Here is a 12,124-nt window from a genome sequence, read left to right as displayed (position 1 = left end):
GCCGCATTCAGACAAAGGCCGCGCGATGCAGCTGAGTGATTTCGACTATGACCTTCCCGACGATCTGATCGCCGTGCGTCCCATCCGCCCGCGCAGTGCCGCCCGCCTGCTGGTGGCCGAAGGCACCCATCTGACCGACGCGCATGTAGGCGATCTGCCGGACTGGCTTCGCCCCGGTGATAGGCTGGTCCTGAACGACACCCGCGTCATTCCTGCGCGCCTCTCGGGGCTGCGCACCCGCAACGGCGCTCAGGGCCGCACCGAGGCGCGCATCGAGGTGACCTTGCTGCAGCCGCGTCCCGATGGCGGGTGGAGCGCGCTGATAAAGCCGCTTAAGAAGCTGCGCGAGGGTGAGGTGGTGGTTTTCTCGGACCGGCTGAGCGCCACGCTGATCGCCAAGGAAGACGGGCAGGGCGCCCTGGAATTCAACTTGACCGGTGATGATTTCGACGCGGCGCTGGCCGAGGCGGGCGCGATGCCGCTGCCGCCCTACATCGCTGCGCGCCGTGCCGCTGACGCTTCTGATAAGGACGACTACCAGACCGTCTGGGCGCGGCATTCGGGCGCCGTGGCGGCGCCAACCGCATCGCTGCATTTCGACGCGCCGTTGCTGGAGGCGCTGGCGGCGCGCGGCGTTTCCATGACCCATGTGACGCTGCATGTGGGCGCGGGTACTTTTCTGCCCGTCAAGGTCGAGGACGTGACCACCCACAAGATGCATGCCGAGTGGGGCGAGGTCACCGAATCCGCCGCCGCCGAGATCGCGGCAACCAAGGCCGGAGGCGGGCGCGTCATCCCGGTGGGGACCACCGCCCTGCGCCTGATCGAAAGCGCGGCGCGGGCCAGTGGCACCATTGCGCCATGGACGGGTGAGACGGATATCTTCATCTATCCCGGCTTCGATTTCAAAGTCACAGACGCGCTGATGACCAATTTCCACCTGCCAAAATCGACGCTGATGATGCTGGTCTCGGCGCTGATGGGCCGGGCCGAGTTGCGCCGGATATACGCTCATGCGGTTGAGCAGCGATACAGGTTTTTCTCTTATGGCGATGCATCCTTGTTGATCCCGCGCTGAAACGCTGCCAAGGGCGAGTGCGACACGCATGTTCTTGAGTCGCATTCAAGGCAGACACACCGCGCATGCCCGGGCCAGATGGCCCGGAGACCGGCTCCGGGAGAGAAAACATGTTCAAGGTTCTATCAGGCGCATGGGCACTGCTCTTCGGCATGATGCTGCTGCAGGTCGGCAACGGCATGCAGGGCACGCTCTTGGGTATTCGCGGCGAGATCGAGGGCTTCTCGACCTTCGCGATGTCGCTGGTCATGTCGGGCTATTTTGTCGGCTTCCTCTTCGGCTCGCGCCTTGCGCCCGAGATGATCCGCCGGGTGGGTCATGTGCGCGTCTATGCGGCGCTCGGCTCGCTCATCTCGTCGGTAATGCTGCTTTACCCCACCTGGACGGACCCTTGGGCCTGGGGCCTTGCGCGCGTGCTGATCGGATTTTGCTTCTCGGGCGTCTATGTCACCGCCGAATCCTGGCTGAACAATTCGGCCAGTAACGAGAACCGCGGCAAGGCGCTGTCGCTTTACATGATCGTTCAGATGATCGGTATTGTCTCGGCGCAGGGTTTGATGATCGTCGCGGATCCGGGCGGGTTCATTCTGTTCATCATCCCGTCGGTTCTGATTTCGATTTCTTTCGCGCCGGTATTGCTCTCGATCAGTCCGACCCCCGCCTTCGAGGCGACCAAGCCGATGACGCTGCTGCAGATATATCACACGTCGCCACTGGGCTGCGTGGGGATGTTCCTGCTGGGCGGGATCTTTTCGGCGCAATTCGGAATGGGCGCGGTCTATGGCGGTAAGGCAGGTCTGAGCGTAGGTGAAATCTCGGCCTTCGTCTCGGCCTTCTATATCGGTGCGATGTTGGTGCAATACCCGCTGGGCTGGCTTTCGGACTGGATGGACCGGCGTCTGCTGATCCTGATCTCCAGCGCGATGTTGGCTGCCGGGGCGGTCATCGCGATGATTTTCGGCGCGAATTTCACGATGCTTCTGGCCGCGGCCTTCATCGTGGGTGGCCTCTCCAACCCTTTGTATTCTCTGCTTATTGCTTATACCAACGACTTCCTGCAGCATGAGGATATGCCAGCGGCGGCCAGTGGCCTCGTCTTCATCAATGGCCTCGGCGCCATCGCGGGCCCAGTCACGACGGGCTGGATGATGTCGGTGATGGGGCCGGGGGGCTTTTTCCTCTATATCGCGATCCTTGGCGCGGCCATGGCCATCTATGCCGCCTACCGCATGACGCAGCGCCCGACGCAGATCGTGGATCCGGTCGAGGGATACACGCCGGTCATGCCCTCCTCCTCGCCGATGGCCGTGACCTATGCACAAGAATACGCCGTCGATGTCGCGCAGGAGGAAGAGGCTGTGGAAGCCGCCCGCGAAAGCGTGGCGTGAGCGGAATTTCGCGTTTGTAGCAATACGTTACTGTCCATCACCACCTTCATGACGGTAACCTGATAGATACGGCGGCGTGGCATTTGAGGAGTGAGACCCGTGACGGCACCAGAGGAAATCCTCGCGTTCTGGCTTGATGATGTCGGACCCAAGCGCTGGTATGACCCGACCGACGCGCTGGATGCGCAGATCAAGGACCGGTTCGAACCTGCTTGGGAAAGCGCCCGCAAAGGCGCCCATGGCCTCTGGCTGACCTATCCCACCGGGACGCTGGCCTATATCATTCTGATGGACCAGTTGCCGCGCAACATGTTTCGAGGCGCGGGCACGGCCTTTGCAACTGACCGCCATGCCGTCGCTGCCGCCAAGTCCGCGATCGGGCGCAAATGGGACATGATGATCGACGAGCCTGCGCGCCAGTTCTTCTACCTGCCGCTCATGCACTCCGAAAATCTTTGCGATCAGGAGCGCTGCATCCGCCTGATTTGCGAGCGTATGCCCGAAACCGGCGACAGTCAGTTGCTGCACGCGCGGGCGCATCGCGAGGTAATCCGGCAATTTGGCCGCTTCCCCTATCGCAACGAGGCGCTGGGCCGCAAATCCACGCCAGCCGAAACGGCGTATCTCAAGGCGGGGGCCTACGGACATACGCTGCGCCAGCTTCAGCAGAAAGACGCCGCCTGACCGCGCGTAGATCTGTTTCAATCCAACAGATCACATCACGGCGCACCCGACCAGGTCGGGCGCGGCGTTTGCGTTGTGCCTTTGCGCAAGGTGGTTTAACATTGAACTAAATAGCATCCCAGTTCAGCATCCCGGAGACGCAGATGGCCCCCAAATCCTTTGACCTGATCGTGATCGGCGCCGGCCCCGGCGGCTATGTTGCCGCCATTCGTGGCGCGCAGTTGGGTATGTCTGTCGCCATCGTCGAGCGTGAGAACATGGGTGGCATCTGCCTGAACTGGGGCTGTATCCCGACCAAGGCGATGCTGCGCAGCTCGGAAGTGTTTCACCTGATGCACCGGGCCAAGGAATTCGGCCTCAAGGTCGAGAAGGTCGATTACGATCTGGACGCCGTCGTCAAACGCTCGCGCGGGGTGGCCAAGCAGCTATCGGATGGCATTGGCCATCTGATGAAGAAGAACAAGATCAACGTCTTCCGCGGCGAGGCGACGATGCCCGCCAAGGGCAAGGTCGCCATCAAGATGGACAAGGGCGATGATGAGGAGCTGACGGCCAAGAACATCGTTCTGGCCACCGGCGCGCGCGCGCGCGAGTTGCCGGGGCTGGAGGCGGATGGCGATCTGGTCTGGACCTATCGCCACGCGCTGCAGCCGGTGCGTATGCCCAAAAAGCTGCTGGTCATCGGGTCGGGCGCCATTGGGATCGAATTCGCCAGCTTCTACAACACGCTGGGCGCCGAAACGACCGTGGTCGAGGTGATGGACCGTATCCTGCCCGTCGAGGATGCCGAGATCTCGAAATTCGCGAAAAAGCAGTTCGAGAAGCAGGGGATGAAGATCCTGCAGAAAACCGCCGTCAAGAAGCTGGACCGCGCCAAGGGCAAGGTGACCGCGCATATCGAAGCGAATGGCAAGACCGAGAAACACGAGTTCGATACGGTGATCTCCGCTGTCGGCATCGTCGGCAATATCGAAGGTCTTGGGCTGGAAGAGCTGGGCGTCAAGATTGACCGCACCCATGTGCTGACCGATGAATACTGCCGCACCGGCGTCGATGGACTCTATGCCATCGGCGACATCGCCGGCGCGCCCTGGCTCGCGCACAAGGCCAGTCATGAGGGCGTCATGGTGGCCGAGCTGATCGCGGGCAAAGATCCTCACCCCGTCAAGCCTGCCAGTATCGCGGGCTGCACATATTCCAACCCGCAGATCGCGTCCGTCGGCTATACCGAAGCCAAGGCCAAGGAACTCGGCCATGACATCAAGGTGGGCCGCTTCCCCTTCATCGGCAACGGTAAGGCCATCGCGTTGGGCGAGGCCGAGGGCATGGTCAAGACCATCTTCGACGCCAAGACCGGCGAGCTGCTGGGTGCGCATATGATCGGAGCGGAAGTCACCGAACTTATCCAGGGATATGTCGTTGGACGCCAGTTGGAGACGACCGAGGAAGACCTGATGAACGCCGTTTTCCCGCACCCCACGCTGAGCGAGATGATGCACGAAAGCGTCCTCGACGCCTACGACCGCGTCATCCACATGTAGGCGGCAATGCCATCGCTCAATCGGATCGTCATGCAGCAGACGTCGCGGGAATGGCTGGAGGCGCTTCCTTTGCTTGCCATGGATGCGGCCGAGATTTCAGGCAAGAACGGGCGGCGCTACACGTTCGGTAGCTACACGCGCTTTCGCTATCCCGAACATGATATCTGCGAGGGTCCATTCCTGTCGCAGGACGGACTGGTGCAGAAATTCGACATCGTGCTGGCCAATCAGGTGTGGGAGCATCTGGATCGCCCTTATGCCGCCACGCGCAACGTGCTGCGGATGTTGCGGATGGGGGGCTATTTCTGGCTCGCCGTGCCCTTCTTCGTGCGCTATCACGGCGCGCCCCATGACTGCACGCGCTGGACAGCGCGCGGCCTGACCAACCTGCTGATTGAGGCCGGTTTTGACGCGGCGCATATCAAGGCGGGACAGTGGGGCAATCGGCAGGCAGCGGCCCGCAATCTGGAGGACAAATGGCCGCCGGTTTATGACCCCGCGACCGATGATCTGACCAACGATCCGGATTACCCCATCTGTGCCTGGGCGCTGGCGCAGAAAATCTAGCCGGCCTTGGTCTTCAGCCAGTCGCGCAACGCCTCGGCGTTGTTATGCGTCTCGTCCTTGGCGCCGTAGATCAGCGTCACACGACCCTTCTTCGCCCGCTTTGCCAGATCAGCGGCGGCGCTGCAGTCGCTCAATTCCGAGTGATAGCGGCGCCGGAATTCCTCCCACTTGTCCGCATCGTGGTCGAACCATTCGCGCAACTCATCGCTGGGCGCGACCTCCTTGCACCAATCGTCGAGATCCAGATCATCCTTGGAGACGCCGCGTGGCCAGATCCTGTCGACCAGCACGCGATATCCATCGTTTTCCGCCATGTCGTCATAGGCGCGTCGTGTGCGTATATCCATGATATGTCTCCTTTCTGTGAGAACGCGGAGGGGCTGGCAAAGTTTCAGGTCTTCACGTTCCACTTATGTTCGTTAATACGGGTTGGAACGGCGGGCGCGCTACACTATCTGTGTAGCCTCAAACTTGGGGGCACCATGGCCGAGCTGAAAAACATCGAAGTGCGCGGCGCGCGCGAGCATAACCTGAAGAATATCGACGTCGATATCCCCCGCGACCAACTGGTTGTGATCACGGGTCTTTCCGGTTCGGGCAAGTCCAGCCTCGCCTTCGACACCATCTATGCCGAGGGCCAGCGTCGCTATGTAGAATCGCTCAGCGCCTATGCGCGGCAATTTCTCGACATGATGCAGAAGCCCGATGTCGATCACATCAGCGGCCTTAGCCCCGCGATCAGTATCGAGCAGAAGACGACGTCTAAGAATCCCCGCTCGACTGTCGGCACCGTGACCGAAATCTACGATTACCTGCGCCTTCTCTTCGCCCGCGCGGGCACGCCCTATTCGCCCGCCACCGGCAAGCCAATCGAGGCGCAGCAGGTGCAGGACATGGTAGACCGCATCATGGCGATGGAAGAGGGTACGCGCGCCTATCTGCTGGCCCCCATCGTGCGCGACCGCAAGGGTGAATACCGCAAGGAATTCATCGAGCTGCGCAAGAACGGATTCCAGCGCGTCAAGGTGAATGGCGAGTTCTACGAGCTGGACGAGCCGCCGACGCTGGACAAGAAGTTCCGCCACGACATTGACGTGGTGGTTGATCGGCTTGTGGTGAAAGAGGGCCTTGAGACGCGGCTGGCCGACAGCCTGCGCACCGCCTTGGACCTTGCCGATGGCATCGCCGTTTTGGAAACCGCGCCCAGCGAGGGCGAGCCGGAGCGCGTGACCTTCTCCGAAAAATTTGCGTGCCCCGTGTCAGGTTTTACCATCCCCGAAATCGAGCCGCGCCTCTTTTCTTTCAACGCGCCTTTCGGCGCTTGCCCGGTCTGCGACGGCCTTGGGGTGGAGCTGTTTTTTGACGAGCGGCTGGTCGTGCCCGATCAGAACCTGAAAATCTACGACGGTGCGCTGGCCCCGTGGCGCAAGGGCAAGAGCCCCTATTTCCTGCAGACGATCGAGGCCATCGCGCGCCACTACGAATTCGACATGAAGACCAAGTGGAAGGATCTGCCTGCCCATGTGCAGCAAGTCTTTCTGCATGGCTCGGGCGAGGATGAGATCGCGTTCCGCTATGACGAGGGCGGGCGCGTCTACAATGTCAGCCGCGTGTTCGAGGGCGTGATTCCCAATATGGAGCGCCGCTATCGCGAGACGGATAGCGCCTGGGTGCGCGAGGAATTCGAGCGCTACCAGAACAACCGCCCCTGCGGCGCCTGCGAGGGCTATCGCCTGCGCGAAGAGGCGCTGGCGGTCAAGATCGCGGACCTGCACATTGGCCAGGTCGTGCAGATGTCGATCCGCGAGGCTCTCGACTGGGTGACCAAGGCGCCCGCGCGCCTCAGCAACCAGAAGCAGGAGATCGCCCGCGCGATATTCAAGGAGATCCGCGAAAGGCTGGGGTTCCTGAATAACGTGGGCCTCGAATACCTGACGCTCAGCCGCAACGCCGGCACTCTGTCGGGTGGCGAGTCGCAGCGTATCCGCCTAGCCAGTCAGATCGGCAGCGGGTTGACCGGTGTGCTCTACGTGCTGGACGAGCCGTCCATTGGCCTGCACCAGCGCGACAATGACCGCCTGCTCGGGACACTGAAAAACCTGCGGGATCAGGGCAATACCGTGATCGTGGTCGAACATGACGAAGAGGCGATCCGCGAGGCGGATTACGTTTTCGATATCGGCCCCGGCGCGGGCGTGCATGGCGGGCAGGTGGTTAGCCATGGTGTGCCTTCGGCGGTGGCGGCCGACCCCAATTCCATCACCGGGCAATACCTTTCTGGCGCGCGCGAGATTTCGGTTCCGGCCAAGAGGCGCAAGGGCAACGGCAAGAAGCTGAAGGTCGTCAAGGCGACCGGCAACAACCTCAAGGACGTGACGGCCGAGTTTCCCCTTGGCAAATTCGTCTGTGTTTCGGGCGTATCGGGCGGGGGCAAGTCCACCCTGACCATCGAGACGCTGTTCAAGACCGCCTCGATGCAACTGAATGGCGCACGCCAGACGCCCGCGCCCTGCGAGACGATCAAGGGGCTCGAGCATCTCGACAAGGTTATCGACATCGACCAGCGCCCCATCGGGCGCACACCCCGCTCGAACCCCGCCACCTATACCGGCGCCTTCACGCCGATCCGTGACTGGTTTGCCAATCTGCCCGAGGCCAAGGCGCGTGGCTATAAACCCGGACGCTTCAGTTTCAACGTGAAGGGCGGGCGCTGCGAGGCGTGTCAGGGAGATGGTGTTATCAAGATCGAGATGCATTTTCTACCCGATGTCTATGTCACCTGCGAGACCTGCCAAGGCGCGCGCTACAATCGCGAAACTCTGGAAATTCGCTTCAAGGGCAAGAGCATAGCCGATGTTCTTGATATGACGGTTGAAGATGCGCAGGACTTCTTCAAGGCGGTGCCGAGCATCCGCGAGAAGATGGATGCATTGGTGCGCGTCGGCCTTGGCTATATCAAGGTCGGCCAGCAGGCGACGACGCTTTCCGGCGGCGAGGCGCAGCGCGTGAAGCTTTCGAAGGAGCTCGCCAAGCGCAGCACAGGCCGCACGCTTTATATCCTCGATGAGCCGACAACGGGCCTGCATTTTGAGGATGTGAAAAAGCTGCTGGAGGTGCTGCACGAGCTGGTCGACAGCGGAAACACCGTGGTCGTGATCGAGCACAACCTCGACGTCATCAAGACGGCTGACTGGATCATCGATATCGGCCCCGAAGGCGGCGATGGCGGCGGTGAGGTTGTTGCGGTCGGCACGCCAGAGGCTGTCGCGGCCGAGCCGCGCAGCCATACCGGCCATTACCTTGGACCCATGCTGCGCCCCCGAAAGGTTGCCGCGGAATGAGCTGAGTGCCGCCCGGCGTCAGTCGCGCCGGGCGGGGCGTTGCTGCGCTTCGGGTTTTGCGAACCAGGCCCGAGCCGTTTTTAGATCCGCCGGCTTGCCCAGGAAATACCCTTGGGTCAGCGGAACACCCAACCTGTGCAGGGTGTCGAATTCGGCTTCTGTTTCGATCCCCTCGGCGACAATGGCGGCATCGATTTCAATCGCGAACTGCACTAGTGCCGCGCCAAGAGAGCGGCGCACGATATCCGCATCGATACCGCTTGTCAGGGACATGTCCAGCTTGATGATGTCGGGATGTAGGCGCACGATGTGCTGCAGGCCCGAGTAGCCCGCGCCAGCGTCGTCGATGGCGAGGCGCACGCCCCGAAAGCGCAGCGCATCGAGTTCTTGCAGCAGGCGGTCGTAGTTTTCGACCATCGCATGTTCGGTCACTTCCAGCACGATCCGCTCGGCCGGCCAGTTGGCGAATACAGCGCCCAGCCGCCCGGAGGCGACAGTGCCGGGCGACGCATTGACCGAGACATAGACGTGGGCGGGCAGCTCTGCCAACGCCGTCAGAGCCTCTTCGATCACGCAGATTTCCAAGTCCACCTGCAGACCGACAGCTGCCGCATCTTCAAACCAAAGGTTCGGCGGGCGATAGGGCTGCGCATGAAATCGGCAGAGTGCCTCGAACCCTTTCGGCCGCCGCGCGGCGGCATCCATGATGGGCTGATACATGATGTCAAAATCGCGCGCCGCCAGAACATCGCTGATGGTGCCATGCACGGTGTCATGGGTGACACGCGCCGCGATCTTGTCATTGATCTGCTCGGCCGAAAGAGCGGCGAAGGCGCGCATGACCTCCAGATCACGCTGTGTAAGGTCAGGCTTGGCCATGCGGCTGAGACAGCAGAACATGCCATAGACGCTGCCGTCGCGGCGTCGGATCGGCACACTGACATGACTCTTGATCGGTATCGCATGGGTCAGCGCGAGGCCCTGGCACATCGGCTGGTCCGCAGTGTCGGGGATGAGTTCCGGCAGGCGGCCCGCCAGAATATGACGGCAATAGACCTGATCAAGCGGCATCGTGGCGCCAACATGCGCCAAATTTTCCAAGCCCGGCGCGCTGACCGCGCGAAACAGCAGATTGTCGCCGATAAATTCGGACAGATAAGCGACTTCCATGCCCAGGTGCACACGCACGAATGCAAGGGCGGCATCGATCGTCTCATCCCCGCTGCCGCAGGCAAGCTCCATGGCGTTCGGGATCATGTTGGCGATGTTGGAAACCGCAAGGGGCGTGGCAGTAATCGGCGTGGTTGGCATCCGGGCACCTGGCAGTGGAAGAAACCGCCAGTCTTCGGCGATACCTATAACAAAACCGTTAGCGTCCGCAGGTTTCCCGCAGGAAGGTAGCAAAAAGTCTACCGATCCTGACCAGCCTTGCCTCGCGCGCCCGAGTCTCTGGATGCCGCGCGAAGCCGTTGGTCAGAGCTGTCGCCGAGGAAGTGGCCCAAGGGCCGCAAACCCTCGATCTCGTCGCAGACGATCTTGACCACGATCAGAACGGGCACCGCGACTACCATCCCGACGACCGACCAGATATAGGCGAAGAACGCGACGATCAGGAAAAGGATAGGCGTGTTCAGCTGCATGCGGCGGGAAATCAGGAGGGGCGTTACCAGCTGCCCCTCGATAGACGTGAGAGCCATGTAGGTCAGGAAAACGCCGGCCGTTTCCCACCCGGTCGACAGAGACACGAAGGCCACAAGGGCCGCGATGCAGGCACCTGCAACGGCGCCCAGGAAAGGTACGAAATTCAGCGCGAAGCCCATTACACCGATCGCGATGGCATTCGGGACGCCCCAAAGATACATGGCAATCCCGATCGACAGTCCCAGGATCGCGTTTATGATGGCAATCCCGCCCAGGTAACGGCCCAGCCGGTCTTCGATGGTCTTGATGATCTCGACTGCGCGGCGCTTGTCCTGCAGCTTGGGCAGGCTTTCCACCGTGCGCAGGGCAAAGAAGTCACCCGATCCGATCAGGAAAAAGGTCAGGAAAATGGCAAAGATGACCTGGCTCAGCACCTTTGGCGCCATGGTCAGGATGGTCAGGGATGTCGAAGTCTCCGAGACGACCTCGACTTCCATCGCGGGCTTTTTGTTGTCATTTCCGACCGCTTTGTCGATTGCTTCTGCGGCGTCATTCACCTTCGCCAGAGGGCTGTCGCTATCGCCAAGCTTTGTCTGCATTTCCTGTATGAGGCGCGGCATGTCATCAACGAGATTGCTGACAGGCTCGGCAAACCAGGCGATGGCAATGCCAACGCAGACGAAGAGAAAAGCAGTGAAGATTCCGGCAATCAGCATGCTGGGAAGTCCCAGCCGTTCCAGCATGCGGCGCGGACGACTGAATACGAAATAAGACAGGATCGCCGCCGTCACTGGTATCAGGAAATTGGCGGCTGCTACGAGAGCCGCCACCAGAACCACGATGAAAATGCCGATCAGCGGCACATAAATGCGTTTCTGCGCCTTCATTTCGGCAGTGCCCCCCAAGTGACCGCTTGTCGCGCTCATCCTGAGTTGAACGCCGGTGCCGCGGGATTGGTTCCGCAGGAAAGCCTTCGCGGGTTAGATGCCTGGCCTAGCTGCGCCCGCGGTCTGAGAACCGCGGAAGCATTGCGCTGAAATCGCGGCCCCGGCCGTCTTCTTCCTCAACGAAGCGGGCATAAATCGCACGAGCGGCGGTGCCCATCGGCGTGTCGGCATCCACGGCCTCGGCGGCCTGCTGGGCAAGGGTGAGGTCCTTGAGCATCAGCTCGGCTGCGAAACCCGGCTTGTAGTCGTTGTCGGCGGGGCTTTTTGGGCCGATGCCGGGGGCGGGGCAGTAGGCGTTCATGGACCAGCTGTAGCCCGACGATGTGCTGACCACATCGAACATCGCCTGCCGGTCGAGGCCCAACTTGTCGGCAAGCGCGAAGGCCTCGCAGGTGGCGATCATCGTGGCGCCGAGGATCATGTTGTTGCAGATCTTGGCCGCCTGGCCATTGCCCGAGGGGCCGCAATGCACGGCTTTCGCGCCCATGATGTCGAAGAGCGGCCTGGCGATGGCAAAGCCTGCCTCATCGCCGCCGACCATGAAGGTGAGCGTCCCGCCCGCCGCGCCGCCGACGCCGCCCGAAACCGGCGCATCAAGTGCGGAGAGGCCTGCCTTTTGGGCCTGAGCCGCCACATCGTGGGCGCTGGCCACATCGACGGTCGAACAGTCGAGAAAGACGGAGCGTTTTTCCATGACGGGGATGATCTGATCGGCGACGCTGCGCAGGATGTCGCCATTTGGCAGCATGGTGATAACCACCTCCCGCCCGCGTGCAGCCTCTTCGGCGCTGGAGGCAATCACGACACCTTCGGCTGTCACGCCCGCCGGGTCGAAACCGGTAACATCATGGCCGGCCGCAGCCAGATTGGCCGCCATGGGCCCGCCCATATTGCCCAGCCCGATAAATCCGATTTCCATGACAACCCCTTTCATGCG

General features: G+C 61.6%; 10 protein-coding genes. 6 read left to right on the top strand and 4 right to left on the bottom strand.

Annotated features, from left to right (window positions below; all coding sequences use genetic code 11):
• The first annotated feature begins 25 nt into the window (after positions 1 to 25).
• The 5 genes from queA to ACEWPM_RS02390 all read left to right on the top strand — a co-directional run bounded on the left by queA (position 26) and on the right by ACEWPM_RS02390 (position 5,258).
• Positions 26 to 1,078 carry a tRNA preQ1(34) S-adenosylmethionine ribosyltransferase-isomerase QueA gene (queA, locus tag ACEWPM_RS02410; RefSeq protein WP_393960879.1) on the top strand — a complete coding sequence of 351 codons (1,053 nt, stop codon included), beginning with the start codon at positions 26 to 28 and terminating at the stop codon, positions 1,076 to 1,078.
• 110 nt (positions 1,079 to 1,188) lie between these two features.
• Complete coding sequence (locus ACEWPM_RS02405) at positions 1,189 to 2,466, top strand: MFS transporter (protein ID WP_393960878.1); 1,278 nt, start codon at positions 1,189 to 1,191, stop codon at positions 2,464 to 2,466.
• 99 nt (positions 2,467 to 2,565) lie between these two features.
• Positions 2,566 to 3,150 carry a DUF924 family protein gene (locus ACEWPM_RS02400; RefSeq protein ID WP_393960877.1) on the top strand — a complete coding sequence of 195 codons (585 nt, stop codon included), beginning with the start codon at positions 2,566 to 2,568 and terminating at the stop codon, positions 3,148 to 3,150.
• Between the two features lie 143 nt (positions 3,151 to 3,293).
• Positions 3,294 to 4,691 carry a dihydrolipoyl dehydrogenase gene (lpdA, locus tag ACEWPM_RS02395; protein WP_393960876.1) on the top strand — a complete coding sequence of 466 codons (1,398 nt, stop codon included), beginning with the start codon at positions 3,294 to 3,296 and terminating at the stop codon, positions 4,689 to 4,691.
• 6 nt (positions 4,692 to 4,697) lie between these two features.
• Entirely contained in the window at positions 4,698 to 5,258 is a 561-nt protein-coding gene (locus tag ACEWPM_RS02390; RefSeq protein WP_393960875.1) for a methyltransferase domain-containing protein, read from the top strand.
• Here the strand turns inward: ACEWPM_RS02390 and ACEWPM_RS02385 are convergent.
• The gene (locus ACEWPM_RS02385; protein ID WP_393960874.1) at positions 5,255 to 5,605 is read right to left on the bottom strand and encodes a DUF488 domain-containing protein; all 351 of its coding nucleotides are present in this window, start codon (positions 5,603 to 5,605) and stop codon (positions 5,255 to 5,257) included. The genes ACEWPM_RS02390 and ACEWPM_RS02385 overlap by 4 nt on opposite strands.
• Positions 5,606 to 5,740: 135 nt before the next feature.
• On the opposite strand from ACEWPM_RS02385, the gene uvrA reads away from it, so the two are divergent.
• Positions 5,741 to 8,599, top strand: a complete 2,859-nt coding sequence (gene uvrA / locus ACEWPM_RS02380; protein WP_393960873.1) for an excinuclease ABC subunit UvrA — start codon at positions 5,741 to 5,743, stop codon at positions 8,597 to 8,599.
• A gap of 18 nt (positions 8,600 to 8,617) precedes the next feature.
• On the opposite strand, the gene ACEWPM_RS02375 is transcribed toward uvrA, so the two are convergent.
• The 3 genes from ACEWPM_RS02375 to mmsB all read right to left on the bottom strand — a co-directional run bounded on the left by ACEWPM_RS02375 (position 8,618) and on the right by mmsB (position 12,106).
• Entirely contained in the window at positions 8,618 to 9,910 is a 1,293-nt protein-coding gene (locus ACEWPM_RS02375; RefSeq protein ID WP_393960872.1) for a sensor domain-containing phosphodiesterase, read from the bottom strand.
• A gap of 98 nt (positions 9,911 to 10,008) precedes the next feature.
• A complete protein-coding gene (locus ACEWPM_RS02370) occupies positions 10,009 to 11,166 on the bottom strand; it encodes an AI-2E family transporter (protein WP_393960871.1) in 1,158 nt (385 codons plus the stop codon).
• Positions 11,167 to 11,233: 67 nt separating this feature from the next.
• Positions 11,234 to 12,106, bottom strand: a complete 873-nt coding sequence (gene mmsB, locus ACEWPM_RS02365) for a 3-hydroxyisobutyrate dehydrogenase (RefSeq protein ID WP_393960870.1) — start codon at positions 12,104 to 12,106, stop codon at positions 11,234 to 11,236.
• Positions 12,107 to 12,124: the final 18 nt, after the last annotated feature.

The organism is Roseovarius maritimus (genome assembly GCF_043355895.2).
GTDB lineage: Bacteria > Pseudomonadota > Alphaproteobacteria > Rhodobacterales > Rhodobacteraceae > Roseovarius > Roseovarius maritimus.
This window is presented reverse-complemented; position numbering and strand designations above follow the sequence as displayed.